18 protein-coding genes are annotated in these 24810 nt (G+C 69.0%); 12 read left to right on the forward strand and 6 right to left on the reverse strand.

Annotation, left to right across the window (positions count from 1 at the left end):
- The first annotated feature begins 65 nt into the window (after positions 1–65).
- Positions 66–1313 (forward strand): glutamate carboxypeptidase, encoded by a 1248-nt coding sequence (locus tag ACTJLF_RS11250; RefSeq protein WP_440883130.1) that lies wholly within the window; start codon positions 66–68, stop codon positions 1311–1313.
- A gap of 31 nt (positions 1314–1344) precedes the next feature.
- On the opposite strand, the gene ACTJLF_RS11255 is transcribed toward ACTJLF_RS11250, so the two are convergent.
- The gene (locus ACTJLF_RS11255) at positions 1345–2049 is read right to left on the reverse strand and encodes a glutathione S-transferase N-terminal domain-containing protein (RefSeq protein WP_440883082.1); all 705 of its coding nucleotides are present in this window, start codon (positions 2047–2049) and stop codon (positions 1345–1347) included.
- Between the two features lie 282 nt (positions 2050–2331).
- On the opposite strand from ACTJLF_RS11255, the gene ACTJLF_RS11260 reads away from it, so the two are divergent.
- A complete protein-coding gene (locus ACTJLF_RS11260; RefSeq protein WP_132797509.1) occupies positions 2332–3123 on the forward strand; it encodes a transporter substrate-binding domain-containing protein in 792 nt (263 codons plus the stop codon).
- Between the two features lie 26 nt (positions 3124–3149).
- Here the strand turns inward: ACTJLF_RS11260 and ACTJLF_RS11265 are convergent, their stop codons facing one another.
- Positions 3150–3971, reverse strand: coding sequence for an alpha/beta fold hydrolase (locus ACTJLF_RS11265; protein WP_126185510.1), 822 nt, complete (start codon positions 3969–3971; stop codon positions 3150–3152).
- A 388-nt stretch (positions 3972–4359) separates the two neighbouring features.
- Here ACTJLF_RS11265 and ACTJLF_RS11270 point away from each other — a divergent pair, with 388 nt between their 5' ends.
- From ACTJLF_RS11270 to ACTJLF_RS11285, 4 genes are all read left to right on the forward strand, one after another.
- Complete coding sequence (locus ACTJLF_RS11270; RefSeq protein ID WP_440883083.1) at positions 4360–9543, forward strand: trifunctional serine/threonine-protein kinase/ATP-binding protein/sensor histidine kinase; 5184 nt, start codon at positions 4360–4362, stop codon at positions 9541–9543.
- Positions 9544–9584: 41 nt separating this feature from the next.
- Positions 9585–10232, forward strand: coding sequence for a response regulator transcription factor (locus ACTJLF_RS11275; protein WP_132797511.1), 648 nt, complete (start codon positions 9585–9587; stop codon positions 10230–10232).
- A gap of 137 nt (positions 10233–10369) precedes the next feature.
- On the forward strand, positions 10370–10747 hold the full coding sequence (locus tag ACTJLF_RS11280) for a response regulator transcription factor (RefSeq protein ID WP_132797513.1): 378 nt from the start codon (positions 10370–10372) through the stop codon (positions 10745–10747).
- Positions 10748–10904: 157 nt separating this feature from the next.
- Entirely contained in the window at positions 10905–11993 is a 1089-nt protein-coding gene (locus ACTJLF_RS11285; protein WP_440883084.1) for an ATP-binding protein, read from the forward strand.
- 40 nt (positions 11994–12033) lie between these two features.
- Here ACTJLF_RS11285 and ACTJLF_RS11290 read toward each other — a convergent pair whose 3' ends face one another.
- A complete protein-coding gene (locus ACTJLF_RS11290) occupies positions 12034–13326 on the reverse strand; it encodes an epoxide hydrolase family protein (protein ID WP_440883085.1) in 1293 nt (430 codons plus the stop codon).
- 264 nt (positions 13327–13590) lie between these two features.
- On the opposite strand from ACTJLF_RS11290, the gene ACTJLF_RS11295 reads away from it, so the two are divergent.
- Positions 13591–16452, forward strand: a complete 2862-nt coding sequence (locus ACTJLF_RS11295) for an ATP-binding protein (RefSeq protein ID WP_132797519.1) — start codon at positions 13591–13593, stop codon at positions 16450–16452.
- 137 nt (positions 16453–16589) lie between these two features.
- Here the strand turns inward: ACTJLF_RS11295 and ACTJLF_RS11300 are convergent, their stop codons facing one another.
- Both ACTJLF_RS11300 and ACTJLF_RS11305 read right to left on the reverse strand, forming a co-directional pair.
- Positions 16590–16973: a helicase SNF2 gene (locus ACTJLF_RS11300; protein ID WP_440883086.1), complete on the reverse strand. Its 384-nt coding sequence runs from the start codon at positions 16971–16973 to the stop codon at positions 16590–16592.
- 212 nt (positions 16974–17185) lie between these two features.
- Positions 17186–17785, reverse strand: a complete 600-nt coding sequence (locus tag ACTJLF_RS11305) for a cytochrome P460 family protein (RefSeq protein ID WP_354407349.1) — start codon at positions 17783–17785, stop codon at positions 17186–17188.
- A gap of 359 nt (positions 17786–18144) precedes the next feature.
- Here ACTJLF_RS11305 and ACTJLF_RS11310 point away from each other — a divergent pair, with 359 nt between their 5' ends.
- From ACTJLF_RS11310 to ACTJLF_RS11320, 3 genes are all read left to right on the forward strand, one after another.
- Positions 18145–19461 carry an MFS transporter gene (locus ACTJLF_RS11310; RefSeq protein WP_126185511.1) on the forward strand — a complete coding sequence of 439 codons (1317 nt, stop codon included), beginning with the start codon at positions 18145–18147 and terminating at the stop codon, positions 19459–19461.
- Positions 19462–19484: 23 nt separating this feature from the next.
- Positions 19485–20912 (forward strand): FAD-binding oxidoreductase, encoded by a 1428-nt coding sequence (locus tag ACTJLF_RS11315; protein ID WP_354421459.1) that lies wholly within the window; start codon positions 19485–19487, stop codon positions 20910–20912.
- 73 nt (positions 20913–20985) lie between these two features.
- On the forward strand, positions 20986–21945 hold the full coding sequence (locus ACTJLF_RS11320; protein WP_019654841.1) for a LysR substrate-binding domain-containing protein: 960 nt from the start codon (positions 20986–20988) through the stop codon (positions 21943–21945).
- Between the two features lie 13 nt (positions 21946–21958).
- On the opposite strand, the gene ACTJLF_RS11325 is transcribed toward ACTJLF_RS11320, so the two are convergent.
- Positions 21959–22594 carry a TetR/AcrR family transcriptional regulator gene (locus ACTJLF_RS11325; RefSeq protein WP_019654842.1) on the reverse strand — a complete coding sequence of 212 codons (636 nt, stop codon included), beginning with the start codon at positions 22592–22594 and terminating at the stop codon, positions 21959–21961.
- A 240-nt stretch (positions 22595–22834) separates the two neighbouring features.
- On the opposite strand from ACTJLF_RS11325, the gene ACTJLF_RS11330 reads away from it, so the two are divergent.
- Positions 22835–23638, forward strand: a complete 804-nt coding sequence (locus ACTJLF_RS11330) for an SDR family NAD(P)-dependent oxidoreductase (protein WP_354421456.1) — start codon at positions 22835–22837, stop codon at positions 23636–23638.
- Between the two features lie 33 nt (positions 23639–23671).
- Positions 23672–24808 (forward strand): DUF5938 domain-containing protein, encoded by a 1137-nt coding sequence (locus ACTJLF_RS11335; protein ID WP_440883087.1) that lies wholly within the window; start codon positions 23672–23674, stop codon positions 24806–24808.
- Positions 24809–24810 lie beyond the last annotated feature (2 nt).

Below are 24810 nucleotides of genomic sequence, written 5' to 3' on the forward strand. Positions count from 1 at the left end.
CAACAATGACGATCCACTCGCGCCATCCCGCATCCGCCTGCTCGGCTTCTTCGGCTTCCTCGGCCATGAAAGCCCGGCCGCCTGTCCGCCGCCTGCTCGCCGTCGCCCATTGCACCGCGCTCGCATGCGCGCTGCTGGCCGGCAACGCCATGGCGCAGAAGCCTCACCAGGGCGTCCTCGACGCGGCCACGCAGAGCAAGGACGGCGCGCTCAAGATGCTGGAGGCCATGGTCAACATCGACTCCGGTTCTGCCGACACGGCGGGCCTGGCCAAGGTGAGCGATCTGGCGGTGGAAGAACTGCGCAAGCTCGGCGCGCGCATCGAGACCTTTCCGGCGGAGCCGCATCCCGGCACCAACGTAGTGGCCACGCTGACGGGCCAGGGCAAGAAGAAGATCCTGATCCTCGCGCACATGGACACCGTCTTCAAGGAAGGCACCGCCGCGGCAAAGCCCTTCTACATCAAGGACGGCCGCGCCTACGGTCCCGGCGTGATGGACGACAAGGGCGGCGTGGTGGCGGGCCTGTACGCGCTGAAGATCCTGCAGCAGATCGGCTTCAAGGACTATGGGCAGATCACCTTCCTGCTCGACACCAACGAGGAGACCGGCTCGGTGGGCACCAGTGCGCTCATCGAGCGCGTGGCCAAGCAGCACGACGTGGCGCTGAACCTGGAGCCGGGCCGGCCGGCCGACGGCCTCGTGGTCGAGCGCAAGGGCTCCGCCACCGCGCTCGTCGAGGTGAAGGGGCTGGCGGCGCACGCAGGCGTGGCACCCGAGGCAGGCCGCAACGCGGCGATGGAAGTGGCGCACCAGGTGCTGCAGCTGTCGAAGGCGGCCGACGCGGCGAAGAAGACCACCGTCAACTTCACCGTGCTCACGGCCAACGGCCCGACCAACGTGATTCCCGCGACCGCGAGCGCCAAGGGCGACGTGCGCGCCGCCACGCCCGAGGAGCTCGACCGCGTCGAGAAGGACCTCGCGCGCATCTCGCAGAACAAGCTGATCCCCGAGACCGAGGTGCGCGTACGCCTGGTCCGCGGCCTGCCGCCGATGCCGCGCTCGCCGGCTTCGGACAAGCTGGTGGCCATGGCCGAAGGCATCTACGCCGAGATCGGCAAGAAGCTCACCATCGAGAGCAGCGGCGGCGCGGCCGATGCGAGCCTGGTGGCGGGCGTCGGCGTGCCGGTGCTCGACGGCTTCGGCATCGTGGGCGGCGGCATCCACACGCCGGAGGAGTACGCGGAAGTCGAGAGCGTGGTGCCGCGCCTGTATCTGCTCTCGCGCATGCTGATGGACCTCAGCGCGAACTGAGGTCGTCGCCCGATGGCCGGCTGAGTTTTTCTCAGCCGCGCTTCGGGATGCCCAGCCCCGCCACCACGGCAGGGCGCGCCACGAAGGCCTCGAGCGTGCGCGCGACGTTCGGGAAGTCCTTGAAGCCGACCAGGTCGCCGGCCTCGTAGAAGCCGATCAGGTTGCGGATCCATGGGAAGGTGGCGATGTCGGCGATGGTGTAGTTGCTGCCCATGATCCATGCGCGATCGGCCAGGCGCCTGTCGAGCACGCCAAGCAGGCGCTTCGACTCGTTCACGTAGCGGTCGCGCGGGCGCTTGTCCTCGTAGTCCTTGCCGGCGAACTTGTTGAAGAAACCCAGCTGGCCGAACATCGGGCCGATGCCGCCCATCTGGAACATCACCCACTGCAGGGTCTCGTAGCGGCCGGCCGCGTCCTGCGGGATGAGCTTGCCGGTCTTCTCGGCGAGGTACACGAGGATCGCGCCCGATTCGAACAGCGCCAGCGGCTTGCCGCCGGGTCCGTCGGGATCGAGGATGGCCGGGATCTTGTTGTTCGGGTTGAGCGACAGGAACTCGGGCGACATCTGGTCGTTGGTCTCGAAGCTCACCAGGTGCGGCTCGTAGGGCAGGCCGGTCTCCTCCAGCATGATCGATACCTTCACGCCGTTGGGCGTGGGCAGCGAATAGAGCTGCAGCCGCTCGGGGTGCTGCGCGGGCCACTTCTTCGTGATGGGGAAGTTCGAGAGATCGGTCATGAAAGGTCCTTGAGGGGATGAGACTGCAAGCGCGGGATTCTGCCCGCGTCGGCAGCAGCGCGTGCATGGGCGGCTTCTTGTCGTCGCGAGTCCCCAATGTGGGGCTCGCGGCCCTGAATCAGGGCCGGTTCGCGGCTTGCGCACCGGGTTTGTCGTTCTGATCGAGTGCACGAGTCTTGTATACCACTGGCACGATTCGTGCGGCTGTGCGCCGGGCGCGGCCGCCCAGGCAGCCGTGCGTCCGACATCAAACCCACAACCACTCGTCATCGTTCAGGCATCATGAAATTCGGCAGATTGCAATTCGTCCTGGGGCTCGCGCTCGGCGCCCTCATGGCAACCGGGGTGGTCCATGCGCAAAGCGCGCTGGACACCATCCTGAAGAACAAGAAGATCGCCATTGCGGTTCCTCCCGATTTCCCGCCCTACGGCTCGATGGACCGCGACTTCAAGATGCACGGCCTGGACATCGACATGGCCAACTACATCGGTGCCAAGCTGGGCGTGGAGGTCGACCTGATCCCCGTGACCAGCGCCAACCGCATCCCGACGCTGCAGAAGAAGAAGGCCGCGCTGGTCATCGCCACGCTTGGCAAGAACCCCGACCGCGAGAAGCAGATCGACTTCACCGCCGCGTACTCGCCGTTCTACCAGGCCATCTTCGGCGCGAAGAGCCTGAATGTCAGGAGCTTCGCCGACCTGTCGGGCAAGTCGATCGCGGTCACGCGCGGCTCGGTCGAGGACCAGGAGCTCAACAAGGTCGCGCCCTCGGGCACCGACATCCGCCGCTTCGACGACAACACCCGCACCGTCTCGGCCTTCGTCTCCGGGCAGGCGCAGTTGATCGCCACGGGCGCTTCCGTCGCGAACACCATCATGGCCAGCAACCCGGCGCTGGGCACCACCTACAAGCTGCTGCTGAAGGAAAGCCCCAACTACATCGGCGTGGCCAAGGGCGAGGACGCGCTGCGGCAGCGGGTCAACGCCATCATCGACGAGGCGAAGAAGAGCGGCGAGCTCGACCGGCTGTCCATGAAGTGGCTGGAGCGCCCGGCCGGAGAACTGCCGCAGTAGGCGCCTGAAAGCGGGGCCGCCGATGCTCAGTGCCCGGCCGCCTCGACGATCACCCGGGTCACCGCCTCGGGCTGCGAAGTCATCACGACGTGCGAGGCGCCCTTGACCACCACCGTCTTCTGGGCGTTGGCGCGCTGCGCCATGAAGGCCATGGCCTGCGGCGGGATGTTCTTGTCGCGATCGCCGTAGACGAACCATGACGGCACCGATTTCCATGCCGCAGCCTGCGCCGGCTCGTTCAGCGCCGCCTCCGCGATGGGCCGCTGCCCCACGGCCATCAGGCGCGCCTTGGCGAGCGGAACGTCGGCCGCGAACTGCGCGGGGAACTTGTCCTGATCGATGTACAGGTCCTTGCCGCCGTCGGCGAGCGGCACCGCCGGCGCCAGCGTGGGCCCGAGCGTGCTGCCCGGGAACTTGCCCGTGAGGCCGATCGCCGTTTCGCCGGCCTCCGGCGCGAAGGCCGCCACGTAGACCAGCGCCTTCACGTTCGCCTTGCCGTTGGCGGCGGCAGAGATGACCGAGCCGCCGTACGAGTGCCCGACCAGCACCACCGGCCCCTTCACCGCATCGACGATGCCGGCGACGTACGCCGCGTCGAACGAAGGCCCGCGCAGCGGGTTCGCAGCGGCGATCACGGAATAGTGCCGTGCCTGCAGGCGCTGCACCACGCCGTCCCAGCTCGACGAATCGGCGAAGGCGCCGTGCACGAGCACGATCGTGGGCTTGGTGGACTGGGCGGACGGGGCCCGGTCCGCCGGCTGCGCGAACGAGTGCAGGGGCGCGAGCGCCGCCAGGCCGAGCGCGTGGGCCATCAGGGTCGCGGCGAGGCGGCGAGAGAACTTCTTCATGACGATTCTTCCTTGGTTGATTTGGGTGGAACGGGATCGACCCTGGGCCGACGGCACTGAATCTAGGGGCGATGCGAAGGAAGCCGGGGCCGCTCTGTATGCCTGTGTGTCCGAAGGGCGTGACGTGACATTACTTTTCAAGCGGCCCGGCCGGAACCGCCGCGGCGCGCCCGGTTTGCGGTGGCGCATACCCGCGCCTAACAACACCTAACACCAGCCAACGGCCGCAGCGTCCATCTCGCGATCGGCGGAGTTCCAATGGCATCCGCGCCCAGCGCGCCCAGCGCGCCCAGCGCGCCCGGAGACGGGAAGACACAAGAACAACGGCGGACTCGACTCGGTGCCCACGCATTTCGCGGCCCCGGCCGGCCGCAAGAGGCCCACATCCATGCCCATGCAACACCAGGAACTCGCCGGACAAGAAGAGCCAGAGGCGGTCTTGCCAGATGCTCCCGTCGTCGCGCAGCACGGGGCATCGTCGGTGCGATACCGCGACTTTCGCGAACTGGGCGCGGGCACGCCGCGCCTGGAACGCGCACGCGCGCATGGCACAGCCTCTTCGCTCGTGGCCGGGCGCGGCCAGAGCACGCCGGCCATTGCCGCGCTGCTTCAGCGGGAGTACTCGTTGCGCCACGTGCTTCGCGACGAGTGGGCCGCGGTGCCGATCGCGCTGGTGCCTCATGGAGAGAGCTTTCTGCTGATCCTGAAGGACTCCGGCGGCGAGCCGCTTCTGCGCGGTGCGGCGCCGTGTACCGACGCACACACCTTCGTTGCGATCGCGCTGCGCCTCACCGCCGCCGTGGGCGCGATGCATGCGGCCGGCGTGCAGCATCGCGCGCTCACGCCCGGTCGCATGCTGCTCGGCGAAGACGGCCGGGTTTGCCTCACCGGATTCGGCCAGGCCGTCACGGTCGAGGACGAGGACAAGTCCGCGGGCGACGACCAGCTCTCCTGGGACGAGGACAGCTTCAACTACATGGCGCCGGAACTCGGCGCGCGCATGAACCTGCGCGTGGATGCACGGGCCGACCTTTACGCGCTCGGCTGCATCTTCTACGAGCTGATGACCGGCAGACTTCCCTTCGAGGGCGCCGATGCCGCCGCGCGCGTGCACGCGCATGCGACCCGGCTCGCGCGCGCACCCGTGGAATTGGTGCCGGGGCTTCCGGAGCAACTCTCGCTGCTGGTCATGAAGCTGCTCGAGAAGGCACCGGAGCACCGGTATGCGGACGCTGCCGGAGTGCTGGCCGACCTGCGGCGCTGCGAGACCCTGCTGTGCCAGCACGGGCGCATTCCCCGGTTTTCGCTCGATGCCCATTCGGCCCTGCGCAAGCCCGGCGGCACCGGCCTCGTGCTGGGGCGCGACGCCGAACTGCAGGCGCTGCTGGCGCTCTACCGCAAGGTTGCGGACAGCGCCGGTTCGGCGGCGGCCTGGATCTCGGGCCCGTCGGGCATCGGCAAATCGACGCTCCTGCGCGAGGTGGTGGCGCGCATGCAGCGCTCTGGCGCGCCGCTGCTGGCTGCGGCCAAGAGCGAGCAAGGGCGCCGCGGCAAGCCGTATGCGCTGCTGGTGGAGGTGCTCGATCCGCTGCTGCAGAACGTGATCGGCTGTGCGAACGAGGAGTTCGCGGCCTGGCGCAATCGCATCGCCGCCGCCGCGAGGCCGGTGGAGCGGACCCTGGCGGGCTTGATGCCGGCGCTCGGCGTCATCCTCGGCGCGCCATCGGGGCAGCCAGTTCCCGCCTCCCCGGATGCGGCCCCCGCGCTCGAACGCGAGCGCGTGCTGCAGGGCATGGCGCGGCTGATCGCCTGTTTCGCCGCGCCCACGCGTCCGCTCGTGATGCTGCTCGACGACCTGCAATGGGCCGACGTCGAGACCCTGCAGGTGCTTGAGCGCCTGCTGCATCAGCATGACGATGCAGCGCTGCTGCTCGTCGGAACCTTTCGCGACAACGAGGTGGACGTGACCCATCCGCTGCGCGCGGGCCGGCTCGCGGAAGTGCCTCGGGCCGTGCGCATCGAGCTCGGTCCGCTGGACGAGGGCGCCCTGCGCGAGATGATCGCGCTCACGCTGCAGCAGGATGCGAGCGGCGTTGGCGAACTGGCCGAGCTCATCGGCCGGAAGACCGAGCGGAATCCGCTCTTCGCCCGGCACCTGCTCCATCTGCTGGCCGACGACGGCCTGCTTGCCTACGACGCGGAGACCGCCTCGTGGCGCTGGAGCCTGGAACAGCTCGCGTCCCACCCCGGCGCCGACACCGTCGGCGACCTGATGGCGCACCGCTTCGAGCAACTGCCCTCGGCGACGCAGGCGGTACTGCGCCTGATGGCATGCCTAGGCCACCGCACCCCGCACGAGGAGCTTGCGCTCGCGATGGACGTGCAGCCCGGCACCGATGCAGCCTCCCGCCTGCACGCCGCGCTCGACAATGCGCGCGAAGCAGGCAGCATCCAGCGCGAGGGCGATGACTGGGTCTTCTGGCATGACCGCATCCGCGAGGCTGCCTACGCATCGATCCCGCACGGGGAGCGGCCGCGCATGCATCTGCAGATCGTGCGCCGCCAACTCCGGCTTGCGTCCGATCCCGCGCGGATTTTCTCGCTCGCCGCGCAGGCCGGCCTCGCACACCCGGCCGTTGAGGTACCACGGGAGCGACGCGACTTCGCGCGGCTGAATCTGCAGGCCGGCCGGCAGGCAAAGGCCGCGGCCGCACACCATTCGGCGCTCGGCTTCTTCCGCGTCGCGCTCGCCTTCCTGGGCGAAGCCGACACCAGCGAAGACGGCCTGCACGCGCGCGCTCTCTGCGGTGAGGCCGAGTTCATGACCGGGGCGCTGGAGGCCGCGGAGAGCCGCCTGTCGGCACTGGAGGAGGTCGCGGGGGACGGCATCTTCGGGGCCGATCTCGCGCGCCTGCGTGCGGCGCTGTACACCACGCTCGGCAACTTCGACCGGGCACTCGACGTGGGGCTGGCCTTCCTGCGCAAGTCCGGCATCGTCATGCCGAGGCGGCCCGATGCCGCGGCGGTCGATCGGGAGCATGCGGCGCTGCAGGAATGGATCGACCGGCACGGCATCGGGGCGCTGCGCCAGCTGCCCATCGTGGCAGACCCGCTGCGCCGGGCGATCACCGACATCTTCGCGGACCTCATTCCGCCAGCGCTGTACACCGACCAGAACCTGGTCGACCTGATCCTGCTGCGCATGGTCGGCCTCAACATTGCGCAGGGCCATTCCGACGCGTCGGCGGACGGCTATGCCTGCATGACGCAGGTCTTCGGCGTGCGCTACGGCAACTACGCCGCCGCGCGGGAGTTTGGCGCGCTCGCGCTGCACCTGGTCGACGAGCGCGGCCTCGCGCTGTACCGGGGCAGGGTCTACATGACCTTCGGCACCATGGTGGTCCCGTGGACGCAGCCGGCGCGCGCAGCGCGCGACTACATCCGGCGCGCCTACGACGTGGCCGTGGCGAGCGGCGACCACACCTTCGCGATCTACTGCGGACGCAACCAGGCGACGGGCATGCTGTTCGCCGGCGAGTACCTCGGCGACGTGCGGGACACGGTGGAGCGTGGGCTGGCCATTGCGCGCGATGCCAATTTCCAGCTCGTGATCGAGGCGCTGCTGGCGCAGAAGCTGCTGCTGGCGCAACTGCAGGACGGCACATTCGGCAATCGCGACGAGCAGCCGAGTCCGCCCTGCGAAGGCCAGCCCGCCACGCTGGTGGACTTCGCCTATTGGGTGTACAGGCTGCAGGCGGCGCTGCTCGGTGGCAGGCTGGCGGAGGCAATAGAGGCTCGCCATCGGGCCGAGGCCTGCGCGGCCTCGGGCCGCACCTTCGCCGAGAGCGGCGACCTGCCGTTCTACGGCGCGCTCGCCCTGCTCGCGCTTCCCGCGCGCGATGCCTCCCAGCAGGCCGCGCTGCAGCGGGACGCGAAGCAGCTCCAGGCCTGGAGCCAGGCCTGCCCGGCCAACTTCCTGGCCCGCTTCCAACTGGTGCGCGCCGAGATGTGCCGCATCGACGGCGATCCGCTCGCGGCGGTGGAGGCCTATGCGCGGGCGGTGTCGCATGCGCGGCGCCACGGCTTCACCCAGGTGGAGGCGCTGGCGGCCGAGCTTGCCGCGGCCTTCCATGCCGGGCGAGGCGACGATCTGTCCGCGCACGGCAACCTGCGCCACGCACGCGGTGCATGGCAGCGCTGGGGCGCCACGGCCAAGGCGCGCCAGCTGCAGGCTTCGCACCCGGGGCTCTTCGAGATCGAGGACCCGCTGCCGAACACGCGGCGGATGCAGGGGCTCGACGCGCAGGCCGTCCTGCGCATCTCCACGGCCCTCGCCGGCGAGATCGTGCCCGTCCGCCTGGTCGAGACGCTGCTTCGCACCGCGCTCGAGAACGCCGGCGCAGAGTCGGGCACGCTGGCGCTGTTCCGGCACGAGGCGTGGCAGGTGCGCGCCCAGGCGCGGGTGCTCGACGGTGCCGTCGTGCTCACGCAGGAGGGCATGTCCTTCGATGCAGGGACGCTGCCGGTCTCCATCGTCCAGGCGGTCGCGCGCAGCCAGCAGCACATCGTGGTGGACGATGCGCGCGAGAGCGCATCGCTTGCGCAGGACGATTACATCCGCCGCCGGCGCCCGCGCTCAATCCTGTGCGTGCCGCTGATGCGCCAGGCGATGCTCGTCGGCGTGCTCTACCTGGAGAACAACCTCGCCTCCCATGTGTTCACGCCCGCCAAGGCCGAGGTGCTGGAGGTGATCGCCTCGCAGGCGGCCTTCGCGCTGGAGAATGCGCGCCTCTACGAGGAACTGGTCGACCAGAACCAACAGCGCGCGCAGGCGGAGGAGCAGCTGCGGAGCACGCTCGCCGAACTGGAGCGCGCGACCCGTCTGAAGGCGATGGGCGAGCTGGTGGCGTCCATCGTGCACGAGGTCGGCCAGCCGATCGCCGCGGTGGACACCTCGGCCAGCGCCGCGCTGCGCTGGCTCGACCGCAGTCCGCCCGACATCGGCGAGGCCAGGGAGATGCTCACGCACATCAGCAGGAGCGCGCTGCGCGCCCGCACTATCATCCAGGGCCTTCGCGCCAAGGCGCGCAACGCAGAGCCGCAGTTCGCCGCCTTCGACCTGGGCGAAGCGCTGCGCGAGGCCGCTGCGCTGGTCGCCGGGGCGCTCGACACCATGGGTGTCACGCTGGAAATGAAGGGCCTGGACACGCCGCTGGCCGTTCACGGCGACCGCGTGCAGCTGCAGCAGGTCGCCGTCAACCTGTTGATGAACGCAGCCGAGTCGATGGCTTCCCTTGCGCCCGGTCCGCGCCCGCTGTCCATGGCATGCGCGCAGGACGACGGCCATGTGCGCATCGTGGTGGAAGACGCGGGCCCGGGCATCGGCCCCGAGGCGGCGCAGCACCTGCTCAAGCCTCTTTTCACCACCAAACCCAACGGCATGGGCATGGGGCTGGCGATCTGCAAGTCCATCCTCGATGCGCATGGCGGAACGCTCGAGCTGCGGCCGCGCGAGCCCACGGGCATGCGCGCCGTCTTCAGCCTGCCGCGGCCGGCCCCTGGCCATCGATGAAAGCGCAGGCGACCCCGATGCCCTCACCAACCCTTCGTTTCATGCGTCCTTCCGATCCGCCTCCGGTGCCCCTTCGCTGCGTGTTCATCGTCGATGACGACGAGCTCGTGCGCGACGCGCTGTGCAGCCTGCTGCGCTCCATCGACCTCACGGTGCACGCCTTCGCCACGACGGAGGAATTACTGGCCGCGCCGCGCTCCGGCTGGCCCTCCTGCCTGGTGCTCGACGTGCGCCTGCGCGGCCAGAGCGGCCTTGCCTTCCAGCAAGCGCTGCTGGAGCGCGGCGAGCATCACTTGCCGATCGTGTTCATGACCGGCCACGGCGACATCGCCATGACCGTGAAGGCGATGAAGGCCGGGGCCGTCGATTTTCTGGCGAAGCCCTTCCGCGACCAGGACATGATCGACGCGGTCATCGCCGCGCTGGACCGCGATGCGCGGCGCCTCGAGAGCGCACGCGTGCTTCAGGCGGCGCGTGCCTGCTGGGAATCGCTCACGCCGCGCGAGTGCGAGGTGGTGCAGCACGTGGCCGGCGGCCTGATGAACAAGCAGATCGCCGATCGCATGGGCATTGCTGAGATCACGGCCAAGATCCACCGCGGCCAGGCGATGCGCAAGATGAACGCGCGCTCGGTCGCCGAGCTGGTGCGCAAGATGGAGGCTCTGGGCGTGGTGGAGAGCGCTTGCTGAACCGGTGCCATACCTATGGATGATGGCGCCGCGCACTGGCGCCGGTATCCTGCAGCTCTCGGCAGGGGCGGGAATGTTCCTGTGCCTTCACCGGAACCCTTCGGGGTAGAGAACGGGCTTCCTCCTTGTCCGCGTCCTTGTCCTTTTCAGCCATCGAGCTCGTTTCCATCGTCGACGACGATCCCTTCGTGCGCGCCGCGACAAGCAGTCTCGTGCGCTCGTTCGGATGGGAGGCCCGCGCGTTCGAGTCGGCCGTCGACTTTCTTGCCTCCGACGTTCCGGCGCGTACGCGCTGCCTCGTCTGCGACATTCACATGCCGGCCATGGACGGCATCGCACTGGTCGAGTGCCTCGAGCGCGAAGGACTGCGCCTGCCCGTCATCTTCATCAGCGCCTTGGCCACCGCCCGCACGCGGGAGCGCGTGCAGGCCAGCCCGGCACTCTGCCTGATCGAGAAACCCATCGACGCCGCCGAACTCGAGACCTGGATCGGCCGCGCGCTGGGCCGGGCCTGAGACCCGGGAAGGAGCGCCGGCCGCGCGCCACCCTCGTGCATGAAGAGGGCAAACCTTCGTAGGGGTGCGGCAAACGCTGATGCAATGGTCAGTGCTCTCCCTCGCGTGATGTCATCCCTCCCACGCCGGCCCGTGCGCCGGCAGCAGGAGAAAACCAATGACGAAGAAGTCCCGCGCATCCATCAGTTCCTTCATCTGTTCCTACTTCGGCTCCTTCCACCGGGCGCGCGCATCCGTGGCGTTCGCCGGCGCCCCTTCCAAATCCACCCAGCCTGACCGCCGTTCGCACGGCCTGGCCTTGACCGCGGCGCGCGCTCTCGCGGTGGCTACGCTCGGGCAGAACGTCCATGCCGCGACGCTGTCGCCGCTGGCGTGTCCGCTCGACGACAGCCTGCGGTGGGTGCTGTGCGTGTCGGTGCTCGTCGGCCTCATGCTGCTCGCCGTCGTCCTCTGGCTGGAGGCGATGGACCACCGCGCGGGGGCGGCGCGCCTGGCTCGCACACTGGAGCAGCACGGTGCCGGCATGCCCGAACTCGCCGAAAGCGGCCCGCGCGCCATCGTACGGCTGGCCCGCGCGATCAACAACGTTCGCCGCCGCCAGGCCGAGCGCGACGTAGCGCACCTGGATGTGCAGGCCGCCTATGCGCACGACCTGCGCACGCCGCTGACCCGCATGGGGCTGCGCTGCGAGATGCTGGAAGACGCCTCGCTGCGCGAAGCCATGGAGCGTGATCTCGCCCAGATGCGCGAACTGGTCGAGGCCAGTGTGGCCAGCGCGCGGCTGCAGCGCAGCGTGGCCGAGCCGCTGCAGCGCGTCGATGCCGACGGCCTGCTCGGCAGCCTGATGCGCGACTATCGCGAGGCAGGCAGGGCGATCGCCGTCGACGGCCGCATCGGGCAGCCGGTGATGGCCTGTCCCCTCGCGCTGCGCCGCGTGCTCGCCAACCTGATCGACAACGCGCTGCGCTACGGCAGCGACGTGAGGGTCAGCGCCCGCGTCGATGCGACGAGTCTGGTGCTGGCCGTGGTGGACTCGGGGCCGGGCATCCGGCCGGCGCAGATGGAGGCGGTCTTCGCGCCATGGGTGAGGGCGGAGCAGGCCAGCGTCGAAGGCAAGGCCGGCTCGGGCCTCGGCCTCGCGATCGCCAGGCGCCTGGCCCGCTCGATGCAGGGCGACCTGCAGCTGCAGAACCGCCGCTGCGGAGGGCTCGAGGCACGGCTCACGCTGCCGCTCGTGGTCGCATGAAGCGACCCCTGGCGAACCGGCGGGGTTGCTTCTTCCCCGGTCAGCGCAGCGACCTGAAGGCCGCGCGCACTTCCTGGCTGAACAGTGCCGGCTGTTCCCACGCGGCGAAATGACCGCCGGTGTCTACCTCGTTCCAGTAGATCAGGTCGTGGTATGCGCGGTCGGCCCAGGTGCGCGGTGCCTGGTAGATCTCGCCGGGAAACACCGTCACGGCAGCCGGCAGCGAGATGTCGACGGCGTTGAAGTTGTTCGAGTGGTCTTCCCAGTAAATCTGCGCGGCCGAGGTCGCGCTGTTGGTCAGCCAGTACAGCGAGATGTCGTCGAGCATCTCGTCGCGCGGGAGCACCCGTTCGGGCACGCCGCCCGAGTAGGTCCAGGTGGCGAACTTGTCGTAGATCCAGGCGGCCTGGCCCACGGGCGAGTCGGCCAGCGCGTAGCCCAGCGTCTGCGGACGCGTGACCATCATCGCGGAGTAGCCGGAGCTGTTCCTGTAGAAGGCATCCAGCTTGTCGAAGGCCGCGCGTTCCTTGGGCGACAGCCCGGCGGGCGCGGGGCCGCCCGCGGCGAGGATCGACGCGATCTCGGCAGGCACGGTGCCCGGCATATTGACGTGGATCGCCATCAGGCCCGGCACCTTCTGCATCGCCATGCGGTGCGAGATGACCGAGCCGCAGTCACCGCCCTGCGAGACGAACTGCCTGTAGCCCAGGCGCGCCATCAGCACGCCCCAGGCGCGCGCGATGTGGTCGGAGCCCCAGCCGGTGGCCTGCGGCTGGCCCGAGAAGCCGAAGCCGGGCAGCGAGGGCAGCACGAGGTGGAACGCATCCTCCGCGCGGCCACCGTGGGCAGTGGGATCGGTCAGCGGGCCCACGACCTTGAGCAGCTCGAAGATCGAGCCTGGCCATCCGTGCGTCATGATCAGCGGCATCGCGTCGGCGTGCCGCGAGCGGATGTGCGCGAACTGGATGTCGAGCCCGTCGATGGTGGTCACGAACTGCGGAACGGCGTTGAGCCGGGCCTCGCCCTTGCGCCAGTCGTAGTCGGTGGCCCAGTGGCGCACCAGCGAGCGCAGCGTGGCGAGCCGCACGCCCTGCGAGTCGTCCGCTACGGTCTCGGGGCTCGGCCACCGGGTGGCACCGAGCCGGCGGCGCAGATCGGCCAGAGCCTCGCGGTCGACGCCGATGCGGAACGGCCGCACCGAGGCGTCGTCCGGACCGGAGGCTCCGGGCGGCCGCAGCATGGCGAAGGCGCCGGTGGCCGCCGACGCCGCGCCGAAGGCGATCGACGTGGCCAGGAGGTGGCGGCGCGAGAGAGATGGATGGAGGTTGTTCATGCAGGCATTTCCGTGAAGTTGAAACGCCTCCATTGAAGACAGCGGATGTATCCCGCGTGTGTGAAGAAACGGTCGAATCGCATGCGCAGGTACCTCGGGGGCGGACCGACACACGGCCGTACAAATCGGCATGCTGCGACCCTCGGTTATGCTCCGTCCGCCCGCGCTGCCGAGGCGGCCGGCGGGTTCGTCGGGCCGATCGGATCGACCACGTCCGGCCTGGCATCGCGTCGCCTGCGCGGCACGCTGCAGTTCCCCATCTCCATGAGCGACGACAACCCCTTCAAGACCGCCGGCTCCATCTCCTTCGGGCCGTTCACCCTGCGCGTCGCGCAGCGGCTCCTCGAGCGCGACGGCATGCCGGTCGACCTTGGCGGGCGGGCGATGGATGTTCTCCTCGCCCTGGTCGCCAACGCCAACACGATCGTGAGCAAGCGGGAGCTCATGGCGCTAGCCTGGCCCGGCATGGTGGTTTCGGACGGAAGCCTGCGTTACCAGATCGCGATGCTGCGGCAGGCGCTGGGCGACGGGCAGCACGGCGCGCGCTACCTGTCGAACGTGGTCGGCCGCGGCTACTGTTTCGTCGCCCGCATCACACCGGCCGCCGTCGCTCCCGACCTGCCGCCTGAACCCGAGGCGGGCCCTGTCGAACCCGGTCTTCCCGCGCAGCTGGTGGAACTGCTCGGCCGTGCAAAGGACCTGGCCGCGATCCCGGTCCAGTTGGCCAGGACGAGGTTCGTCACCATCGTCGGCTCGGGCGGCGTGGGCAAGACGAGCGTCGCGGTCCGCACGGGGCAGGACATGCTCGGCGAATTCAACGGGGCCGTGGTGTTCGTGGATCTTTCCATGCTGCTGGACCCCGGCCTGGTGCCGAGCGCCATCGCATCGATGCTGGGGCTCTCGGTACGCTCCGCCGACCCGGTGCCCAACCTGATCGCCTACCTGCGGGAAAGGCGGATGCTGCTGATACTGGACAACTGCGAGCACGTCATCGCGGCGGCCGCCTCGCTGGCCGAGCGCATCTTCCAGGCGGCGCCGCGCATACACATCCTCGCTACGAGCCGCGAGGCGCTGCGCGTCCAGGGCGAGCACATCCATCTGCTCGATCCGCTGGACAACCCGCCCGACCAGCCCGGGCTAGTGGCGCGCGACATCCTGATGTACCCCGCCACGCGCCTGTTCGTCGACCGGGCCGGCGCCAGCGGCGCCATGCCCGACCTGAACGACGACGACGCGCCCGTCATCGCGAGCATCTGCCGGAAGCTCGACGGCGTCGCACTCGCCATCGAACTCGCGGCCCGGCGCGTCGCCGCCTACGGGCTACAGCAGACGGCCACCCTGCTCGACGAGCGACTGGCGCTTTCGTGGCTCGGGCAGCGCACCGCGCAGCCAAGGCACCAGACCCTGCAGGCCACGCTGGACTGGAGCTACGAACTGCTCGACATGCCGGAGCGCCAGGTGCTGTGCCGGTTGTCGGTCTTCGTGGGCCATTTTTCGCTGGAAGCCGCGCGAGAAGTGGCAACGGACGGCGAGCTGACGCAGGCGCAGGTCGTCGATGCCGTCGCAAGCCTGGCGGAGAAATCGCTGCTCTCCATCCGGCGCTCCGTCGCCTCGACGCAATACCGGCTGCTCGAGAGCACCCGCGCGTATGCGCATTCGAAGGCCGGCGCGGACCTGGCCGATTCGGCGGCGCGGCGCCACGCGATCTACTTCCGCAAGCGGCTGGAGCAGATGGCAGAGCAGGACGACGCCTTCTCCCGCGACACGGCGCGCGCGTCGGATCTCGCGGACCTGGGCAACGTGAGGGCCGCGCTCGCCTGGTGCTTCGATCGCTGCGATTCCAGGGAACTCGGCGTTTCCCTCGTTCTGGCGGCCGTGCCGGCCTTCATGGCGATGTCACTGCTGGCCGAGTGCCACGACTGGTCGAAGCGCGCGCTCGCCGAACTGGGCACGGCCTTGCTCGGCAGCGCCGCCGAGATGCACCTGCAGGCGGCCGTCGGCCTCTCGCAGATGTTCACTCGCGGCCACAGCGACGAGGTGCGGCACGCGCTCGAACGCAGCCTCCAGGTGGCGGAGGCGCTCGGCGACTCGCGCAGCCAGGTCGAGTTGCTGGGACGGCTGCAGATCTTTCATGAGCGCATCGGGGACTTCGTCGAGTCGCTCAGCCATGCCCGGCGCTGCGCCGCCGTGGCCGCCTCCATCGACGACGCGACGGCGCAGGCGACCGCCAATTCACTGGTGGGCCTCTGCCATCATTTGGTGGGAGACCAGGCCCGCGCGCGGCATTTCCTGGAAGCTGCGATCGCCGGCGCCTCGGTGTCGCGGCAGCGCAGCAGCATCCACGCCGGCTTCGATTTCCACAATCGCGCGTGCATCGCGCTGGCCAGGACCTTGTGGCTGCAGGGGCAGCCCTCGCAGGCCGTGGTCGTCGCCGGGCGCGCGGTCGAGGAGGCCCGGCACCTGAACCACCCCGTGACGCTCTGCATCGCGCTGATATGGGCCGTGTCGGTCTACATGTGGGTAGGTGACCTCGCGCGTGCCGAGCAGGACATCGACCGCTTCATCGCCTATGCGGAATCGCACTCGCTGACGCCGTATCTCGCGGTGGGCCGCGGGGTCAGGGGCGAGCTCGCCATCAAGCGCGGCGACGCCGCACGCGGCGTGAGAGCGATCCAGGATTCTCTGGTCGAGCTGCGTGCGTCGCGCTACGAACTGCTCACCACGTCGTTCAACATCACGCTCGCGGAAGGCCTGAATGCCATGGGCAGGAACTGTGACGCGCTTGAGTTGATGAACGACACGCTCGCGCTGGTGCATGCCAAGGGCGACCTCTACAACCTGCCGGAGCTTCTTCGCGTGAAGGCGCGTGCCCTCTCGGGTGCCGTGCCGCCGAACACCGCGGGCGCGGAGGAGTCGCTGCTCGAAGCGCTGGCAGTCAGCAGGCAGCAGGGCGCCCGCTCGTGGGAACTGCGCGTGGCGATGGACCTGGCGCGCCTTTTGGAAGACGCCGGACGCGGGCAGGAGGGCAGGGACCTGCTGGCCGGCGTGCTTGCCCGCTACACCGAGGGCTTCGAGACTGCGGACCTGCAGGAAGCCGAGCGGCTGCTTGGCGCGTCGACGGATTAGGGAAAGGCGCGGTCCGCTTTCTGCGGCCACGCCGCACTCTGCCTCGAGGAGGCGCGCGCGGCGGGCTGCCGCCGGGAAAAGATCATGGGGTTTCCCGGCGGCGGGAGCGATGGAAGCGGATGCGCATCGGTGGCCGCTTACAGCGTTCCCTCGGTCACGCCGCGGGCCGCCGTTGCGCGTGCCTGCGCACGCACCGTCGCGCGGTCGAGCCTGCTGGTGAATGCCTGGGGCGCGTCGGCGTTGGCGCCATCGGCATAGATGTTGCCGGCGCGGGCAGCCGCGACGGCTTCGGCACGCGTGTCGGAGCGCTTGGCCAGGGTGGGCAGCGCGGGAGCGATATCTGCCGAAGCGCCTTCGCGATAGGGATCGGCGCTGTGCGAGGCAACGACGGCTTCGGCCCTGACGCCGGCGCGGCTCGCGCTGGAATGGAACTGCAGCACGCCCTGGTATTCCTCGGCGCTCGCGCTCAAGGCGAACAACGAAGAGACGGCAGCGGCGGCGAGGAGTACGGAAGCTTTCATGATGAATCCTTTCGGGTAGGTGATGACGATTCGGAAGACCGGGTGTCAGTCGGATCGCATGGGCTTTTCCGAACTGATGGAGAGATTGTTCGGCTCATGAGGCACCTGGTGATCGGATTGCGTATGCCTCTGTATCCGGGCCGTGTTCGTCAACACTAAATTTCAAAATCGCAGGCACGACCCATCAACTGCGACCCATCGATTGCGACTCGTCAGGGCGCGAGCCGCGTGAACACGTAGTCGTGGTTCTTCACCAGCGACTGATGGCAGGCAAAGCAGGTCTGGTGCTGCGCCAGGTCCGCGGGCTTGCCGTCGATGAAGCGCCCGAAGCCCCAGCCGCCGGTGGCGGTGTACTTCTTTGAGTCCTTCACCATCACCTGCACGGTGGTGGCCGCGCCCGGAACGGATGCCGGTGCGAACTCGGGCGACTGCACGTGTTTCCAGGCGAGCTTGACGAGCACGGTTCCGTCGGGAAAGGGCAGCGTGCCCTGGTCGTAGGCCTTGATCGCCTTGGCGTTGCCGAGCACGGCGCGCAATTCGTTCAGCGGCTCCGCCTCGATGGCGGGCGCGATCAGCTGCCACTGCCGGTAGCCCTTGGGAATGGTGACGCCGTAGATCGGCGATGCGTCGGGGCCCGCAGCGACGCTGCGGGTCTCCTTGGCCGCGATGGGCGCGACCGCGAAGGCGGCCAGGGCGCCAGCGAGCGCGAGGAGGCCGAAGCTGGCGAGCCTGGCTGGCGCACCTTGGAGGAAACGGGGCGATGCCTTCGTTGCGCGAGTGCCGCGAGGCTGATGGGTGTGGGGATGGTTCATGGGTGAGCTGAGTTGGTTGGACAGAGTCGGCATGCCGACGGGACGCGGGCCCGCGCCCCGGGGCGCGTCCGATGGTCTGCCGTCTTTTCCTCGTTCCCGCGCCTTGCGTATGCGCGTGTATCGCGCCTGGCCGGTCCACACACTGCGTTACGGTGGCCGGCGTGCCACGCGCATCGCTCCGGTGCGTCTTCAGCGCGGTGCGCACCGTCTTCGCCGCATGCACCTGCGTCGCGCATCTCGTTGCGAGATACGGCGATCTTCAATCCATATGAATATTGCGTGGAAACCCGCAGCCGCGCAGCGGGTGCGGACCCGACCATCGCCTGCAGTCGAACCAGACGAAGGAAAGCGACGCACCCATGAGCACCGGCACCATCGCGCAGCCCTACGAGGGCCGTTTCGACAGCACTTCCGACGCCGTCTACCGCAAGGTGGGATGGCGGCTGATCCCGCTGCTTTTCCTCTGCTACATCGTGGCCTACCTCGACCGCGTGAACGTGGGCTTCGCCAAGCTGCAGATGCAGGGCGACCTGCAGTTCAGCGACGCGGTCTACGGGCTGGGGGCGGGCATCTTCTTCATCGGCTACTTCCTCTTCGAGGTGCCGAGCAACGTGGTGCTGCACCGCGTGGGCGCGCGCCGCTGGATCGCGCGGATCATGATCACCTGGGGCGTGCTGTCGGCGGGCACGATGTTCGTGAGCTCGCCCACGTCGTTCTACGTGATCCGCTTCCTGCTGGGCGCGGCCGAGGCGGGCTTCTTCCCCGGCATCATCCTGTACCTCACCTACTGGTACCCGGCCGCGCGGCGCGGCAAGGCCACGTCGCTGTTCCTCGCGGCGATCCCGTTCGCGGGCATCCTGGGCGGCCCGTTCTCGGGCTGGATCCTGCAGGGCATGGGCGGCGTCAACGGCTGGGCCGGCTGGCAGTGGCTGTTCCTGCTGCAGGGCCTGCCGACGGTCGCGCTGGGCCTGATCGTGTGGCGCTACCTCGACGACCGCGTGAAGGACGTGCGCTGGCTCACGCTCGCCGAGCGCGAACTCATCGCCCGCGAGATCGCCGCCGAGGACGCGGGCAAGGCCGAGCCGCGCATCCTGAGCGTGCTGGGCAACGGCCGCGTATGGCTGCTGGCGCTGGTGTACTTCGCCTACACCTCGGGGCTCTATGGCATCTCGTTCTGGCTGCCCAGCATCATCAAGGCGGCGGGCGTGAAGGGCGCGCTCGACATCGGCCTGCTCAGCGCTATCCCGTGGACCTTCGGCGTGGTCGCGATGTACTTCATGGCCCGCAGCGCCGACCGCCGGCTCGAGTACCGCTGGCACAGCGCGACCGGCGCTGTCGTCGGCGCGGCGGGGCTCGTGCTCAGCGTGGCCTCCCATGGCAACGTGACGCTCGCGATGGCGGGGCTCACGCTGGCCACCATGGGGATCATGTCGACCTTTCCGGTCTTCTGGGGCCTGCCCACGGCCTTTCTCGGCGGTGCGGCGGCGGCCGCCGGCATCGCGCTCATCAATTCGTTCGGCAATCTCTCGGGCTTCAGCGCGCCGTACCTGATCGGGCTCATCAAGGAGGCAACGCAGAGCACCGACGCGGGATTGCACATGCTGGCAGCGCTGCTGGTGATCGGCGCGGTGCTGGTGCTGTTCGTCAGGCCGGCTCGCGCGCCATCGCAGCGCTGAGCTGCATTCAGGAGGAGGCTTCCATGGACTCGGTCGTGACCATTCCCGTGCGTTCGAACACCAGGCGCTCCCCGTCGCCGGAACTGCTCGCCCTGCTGCAGGGCAGGTTCGCCGAACGCTTTTCGACCAGCAAGGTGGTGCTGCTGCAGCACGGCACCGACGAGTCGACCTATCCGCCGCAGCCACCCGACGCGGTGGTGTTCGTGCGCAGCACCGAAGAGGCTGCCTTCGTGGTGCGTGCCTGTGCGCGCGAGCGAGTACCCGTCATCGGCTTCGGCGTGGGCTCGTCGGTGGAAGGGCATCTGCTGGCCGTCGAGGGCGGCGTGTGCGTCGATTTCTCGCAGATGAACAAGGTGCTGGCGATCCGGCCCGGCGATCTCACGGCCACGGTGGAGGCGGGCGTTACGCGCGGGCAGCTGAACGCGGCGCTGCAGGGCTCCGGCTTCTTCTTCTCCGTCGATCCGGGCGCGGATGCATCCATCGGCGGCATGGTCGCGACGGCCGCCTCCGGCACCAACACCGTCCGCTACGGCACCATGCGCGACAACCTCGTGAGCCTGACGGTGATCACGGCCGAAGGCGAGATCGTGCGCACCGCTTCGCGCGCGCGAAAGAGCTCGGCGGGCTACAACCTCACGCAGCTCTACTGCGGCTCCGAGGGCACGCTGGGGCTGATCACCGAAGCGACGGTGCGGCTGCATCCGCATCCGGAGACATACGCCGCGGCGGTGGTGCACTTTCCATCGGTGCGCGCGGCGGTCGGCTGCGTGATCGAGTCGATCCAGATGGGTGTGCCGCTGGCGCGCGCCGAACTGCTGGATGCGCTGACCATCCGCGCGGTGAATGCGCACAGCCGCACCACGCTGGGCGAGCAGCCGACGCTGTTCCTGGAGTTCGGCGGCAGCCAGGGGCAGGTCGACGAGCAGGCGGCGGTGGTGCGCGAGATCGCTGGCGGCCACGGCGGCGGCGACCTCCAATGGGCAAGGCTGCCGGAGGAGCGCTCGCGCCTGTGGACCCCGCGCCATCACGCCTACTTCGCCTGCCTTCAGCTGAAGGCGGGCTGCCGCAGCCTGAGCACCGATGCCTGCGTGCCGCTGTCCGCGCTCGCGCAGTGCATCGAGGAGACGCAGGCCGACATCGCCGAACACGGCCTGCTCGCCCCGGTGCTGGGCCACGTCGGCGACGGCAATTTCCATTGCCTCGTGCTGGTAGACCCCGGCAGCGCGCAGGAGAACGATGCGGCCGAGGCCTTCAGCCACCGGCTGGTGCAGCGCGCGCTGCGTCACGGGGGCACGTCGACCGGCGAACATGGCGTGGGGCTGCACAAGATGAAGTACCTGGTCGAGGAGCATGGCGCGCACGGCGTGGCGCTGATGCGCGCGGTGAAGAAGGCGCTGGACCCGCACGACATCTTCAACCCCGGAAAGGTCGTCGCCTCGGCCGAGGGCTGAAGAGCAGGCTGGTGTGCGCTCTAGAATTTCCGGCCTCGCCCGCGCCTCGCGGCGAACGGCCGGAGGTCCCTCGATGGAGTTGCGCCAGTTCAAGTACTTCGTTGCCATCGTGGATTGCGGCAGCCTGTCGCGCGCCGCGCAGCAGCTCTTCATCGCGCAGTCGGCCCTGAGCAAGCAGATGGCCGAGCTGGAAGGCGAGCTCGGCACCCAGCTGCTGCTGCGAAGCCGCAACGGCGTTGCGATGACGGAAGCCGGCAAGGTCTTCTACGAATACGCGCAGGGCATCACCAAGCAGGTGCGCGACGCCAGGGCCGCGGTGCATGTGGCGGCCGAGTCGGTGGCGGGGTCGGTGGTCGCGGCGCTGCCGCAGAGCGTGTCGCCGATGGTCGCGCTGCCGCTCATGCGTGCGGCGGCGCGCCGCTATCCCGACGTGGTGCTGCACCTTAACGAGGAGCTCACCGGCAACATGGCCGACCAGCTGCTGCGCGGCCGCGTCGACGTGGCGATGTTCTCGCCCGCGATGGCGGCGGAGGACATCCAGTTCACCCCGCTGGTTGAGGAGGACTTCGTGTTCCTCGATGCCCCGCAGAGCCCGCACGCGCTGCCGCCCGGCGACGTGAGCATCGAGCAGGCCATCGCGCGCCCGCTGGTGTGGCCCGCCCATGCGCACGGCCACTGCACGCGCTGGCTGGTCGATGCAGTGCTGGAGCAGGCGGGGCACTCCGCGGCACGGGTGGCGGCGGAGATCAATTCGGTCTACACGCTGAAGGCGGCGGTGGAGGCCGGGTTGGGGCCGACCATCATGCCGTTCGGCCTTGCACAGCGCGAAGTGCAGGAGGGGCGGCTCGTCGCGCACCGCATCGACTGGCCGTCGATGCACCGCACGCTGGGGCTGTGCGTTTCCGTGCACCTGCCCGTCACCAATGCCAAGCGCGCGGTGTGCACGCTGATCGCGGACGTGGTGCGCGATCTTTGCGAAAGCGGCCAGTGGGCCGGCGCGCGTGCGCTCGCGCCGGCGAGGAAGGCGAGCTGAGCCGCGTCGCGCTTCAGGCGCCGCGCTTGCGGGGCGCCGCGGCCTTCGCTGGGGGCGTGAAGAGGCGGCCGATGGCTTCGCGCACGTCGGCCTTCATGTTCTCCACGGCCTTCGCATCTCCCGACATGTGCTTGAGCAGCGCCTGCTGGAAGAGCCCGTCGAACAGCGCATAGGTGGCCGAGGGCGACATGCCGGGCTGCTCGCCCGAGAGCTCGGCGAAGCGGCTCATGATGCGCCAGATCATCTCTTCCAGGCTCTTGTCGATCTGCACGACGTCGTTGCGGAAGGCCTCCTCGAACAGCGCCTGCGAGCGCAGGTCATACCAGAGGCGGTGCACGTGGCCTTCGTCGCACAGCGTGTCGCCCAGGCTCTTGAGGAAGCCTTCCATCAGCTCGTCGTAGGTGGTGGCGCTTTCCACCGCGTGGTCGTAGCGCGTGACGCAGCGTGCCTTGTACTGCTTCACGCTGCAGATGATCAGGTCGACCTTGTCGCTGAAGTAGTAGTGCAGCACGCCATGCGAGAACTCGGAGTTCTGCGCGATCTCGCGCAGGCTGGTGCGCGCATAACCCAGTGCCGCGAGCGTGGTCAGTGCGGCTTCGCCCAGTTCGGCGCGGCGCTCGGAGAACTTGTCGACCCGCGCCTTGGGCACCCGTTCAGCGTGTTTCTTTACCCGTTGATGTGTCGTCATTGAAAGCCGGGCCGCATGAATGCCAGCCCCGTGTTCCTCGTGATTGCAAACCATAGCACGCAAGCGGGAGAACCCGCATCCGGCACGCCACGGATGCCATTTTAGAAAAACTTGACGGTTGCCAAGAAAAATCTTGACAGTCGTAAAGTCGATTTCTAGCATGGCCGCTCCATCTCACAACATATCCACAGGAGACAAGTGATGGCCAAGTACGACTTGAAGGGGCGCCGTGCGCTCGTGACGGGCGGTGCGCGCGGCATTGGCGCGAGCATCGCCGAGGCGCTGGCCGCGGCCGGCGCTTCCGTGATGATCGGCGACGTGCTCGCCGACCTGGGGCGCGAAACCGCCGCCAGGCTGTCCGCATCGGGGGCGAAGGTGGGCTTCGTCCCGCTCGACGTCACGAGGGACGGCGACTGGGCCTCGGCCACCGAGACCACGGTGAAGGAGCTCGGCGGCTTCGACATCCTCGTCAACAACGCCGGCATCGAGATCACCTCGCTGGTGGTGGACGTCGACGGCGACGACCTGCGCCGCATGCTCGACGTGAACGTGGCCGGCACGCTGCTCGGCATGAAGCACGCCTTCCGCGCGATGCGTCCCGGCGGCAGCGCGGGCAAGGGCGGTGCGGTGGTCAACATCGCCTCGGTCGCGGCGACCATCGCGTTCCCCGCCATTGCCGGCTACTCCGCCACCAAGTCAGCCGTCGACCGCGCCACGCGCGTCGCGGCGATGGAGTCCGGCAAGCTGGGCTACGGCGTCCGGGTCAACTGCATCTACCCGGGCCTCGTGCCCACCGACATGGGCATGAAGCTCGCGCACGACATCGTCGCCGCAGGCCTCGCACCGAGCGTGGAGGCCGCCGTGAGTGACGTTGTCGGCCAGACGCCGCTGGGGCGCCTCGGCGAAGTCGGCGACATGGCCGACGTGGTGGTCTTCCTCTGCTGCGACGCGGCCCGGTTCATCACCGGCGCAGGCATCGCGGTGGATGGCGGCATGGGCATGTAGTCGCACAGGCGAACAACAGCAAGGAGACACAGCATGAGCAGCAGCAAGAAGAAACCCGTCGTCGTCTACGGCGCCTCCGGCTACACCGGCCGGCTGGTGTGCGAATACCTGCGCGAGTACAACATCCCCTTCGTCGCCGCGGGCCGCAGCGCGCAGAAGGTGGAAGCGGCGATGAAGTCCAACGTGCCCGGCATCGAAACCGCGAACTACGAGGTGGTGGAGGTGGCGCATTCGGTGGGAGCGCTCACCGAGCTCTTCACCGGCGCCTCGGTGGTGCTGAACACGGTGGGGCCCTTCGCCCGCTTCGGCCATGAAGTCGTCGATGCCTGCCTGGCCGCGGGCTGCCACTACACCGACACCACCGGCGAGCAGGACTGGCTCATCACGCTCGACCAGAAGTACGGCGCCAGGTTCGCCGCCGCAGGCCTGCTGCTGTCGCCGGGCCTCGCCCACATGTACACCACCGGCGAGATCGCCGCGCAGCTGTGCCTGGAGACTCCCGGCCTCGACACGCTCGACATCGCCGTGTTCTGGGGCGGCAGCCCGACCATCGCGTCCACCCAGACCATCCTGGTGAATGCGGCCACCTCGAAGGCCTACTACCTGGAGCAGAACGAATACGTCGAGTGGCAACCCGACGCAGGGCTGTACCACCTCTCGATTCCCGGGCAGCACGAGGCCGCGCTGGCGCTGCCCTGGGGCGGTACCTCGCACCCGGTGTGGTTCAAGCGCGATCCGCGCGTGGCAAACGTGAAGGTTCTGGGCGGTGTCTTCAACAAGGCGCTGATGCAGGGCGTGCCGCAGATCGTGGCCGCCGCGCTCAAGGCCACAGAGGGCATGAACGACGAGGACCGCTATGCCGCGCTGGCCCAGACCGCGTCGGGCGTGATGAACACCATGCCGCCGCGCGAGAACCCGCGCATCAACAGGTCGGTCGATTCGGTGCACGCCTCCGGTCCGCTGGGCCGCGTGCACTGCGTGATCTTCGGCAACTGCAACTACAAGCAGACCGGCCTGCTGCAGGCCTACGCGGCCGCCTCGCTGCTGCAGCAGCCGCCGCGGCGCGCCGGCTTCGCTTCGGGCTGCCAGGCCTTCGGTCACCGAGAGCTGCTCGGTGCGCTGCGCGGTTTCGGGCTGGTGCAGGAGCCCGTGATCACCCGGATGGGTTGATC

The sequence above is a fragment of the Variovorax sp. 22077 genome, from assembly GCF_052044195.1.
GTDB lineage: Bacteria > Pseudomonadota > Gammaproteobacteria > Burkholderiales > Burkholderiaceae_C > Variovorax > Variovorax atrisoli.

Excerpts from the sequence above, each read along its gene's own strand:
- ACTJLF_RS11250 (WP_440883130.1), top strand. The coding sequence starts at position 66 with ATGAAAGCCCGGCCGCCTGTCCGCCGCCTGCTCGCCGTCGCCCATTGC.
- ACTJLF_RS11255 (WP_440883082.1), bottom strand. The coding sequence starts at position 2,049 with ATGACCGATCTCTCGAACTTCCCCATCACGAAGAAGTGGCCCGCGCAG.
- ACTJLF_RS11260 (WP_132797509.1), top strand. The coding sequence starts at position 2,332 with ATGAAATTCGGCAGATTGCAATTCGTCCTGGGGCTCGCGCTCGGCGCC.
- ACTJLF_RS11265 (WP_126185510.1), bottom strand. The coding sequence starts at position 3,971 with ATGAAGAAGTTCTCTCGCCGCCTCGCCGCGACCCTGATGGCCCACGCG.
- ACTJLF_RS11270 (WP_440883083.1), top strand. The coding sequence starts at position 4,360 with ATGCCCATGCAACACCAGGAACTCGCCGGACAAGAAGAGCCAGAGGCG.
- ACTJLF_RS11275 (WP_132797511.1), top strand. The coding sequence starts at position 9,585 with ATGCGTCCTTCCGATCCGCCTCCGGTGCCCCTTCGCTGCGTGTTCATC.
- ACTJLF_RS11285 (WP_440883084.1), top strand. The coding sequence starts at position 10,905 with ATGACGAAGAAGTCCCGCGCATCCATCAGTTCCTTCATCTGTTCCTAC.
- ACTJLF_RS11290 (WP_440883085.1), bottom strand. The coding sequence starts at position 13,326 with ATGAACAACCTCCATCCATCTCTCTCGCGCCGCCACCTCCTGGCCACG.
- ACTJLF_RS11295 (WP_132797519.1), top strand. The coding sequence starts at position 13,591 with ATGAGCGACGACAACCCCTTCAAGACCGCCGGCTCCATCTCCTTCGGG.
- ACTJLF_RS11300 (WP_440883086.1), bottom strand. The coding sequence starts at position 16,973 with ATGAAAGCTTCCGTACTCCTCGCCGCCGCTGCCGTCTCTTCGTTGTTC.
- ACTJLF_RS11305 (WP_354407349.1), bottom strand. The coding sequence starts at position 17,785 with ATGAACCATCCCCACACCCATCAGCCTCGCGGCACTCGCGCAACGAAG.
- ACTJLF_RS11310 (WP_126185511.1), top strand. The coding sequence starts at position 18,145 with ATGAGCACCGGCACCATCGCGCAGCCCTACGAGGGCCGTTTCGACAGC.
- ACTJLF_RS11315 (WP_354421459.1), top strand. The coding sequence starts at position 19,485 with ATGGACTCGGTCGTGACCATTCCCGTGCGTTCGAACACCAGGCGCTCC.
- ACTJLF_RS11320 (WP_019654841.1), top strand. The coding sequence starts at position 20,986 with ATGGAGTTGCGCCAGTTCAAGTACTTCGTTGCCATCGTGGATTGCGGC.
- ACTJLF_RS11330 (WP_354421456.1), top strand. The coding sequence starts at position 22,835 with ATGGCCAAGTACGACTTGAAGGGGCGCCGTGCGCTCGTGACGGGCGGT.
- ACTJLF_RS11335 (WP_440883087.1), top strand. The coding sequence starts at position 23,672 with ATGAGCAGCAGCAAGAAGAAACCCGTCGTCGTCTACGGCGCCTCCGGC.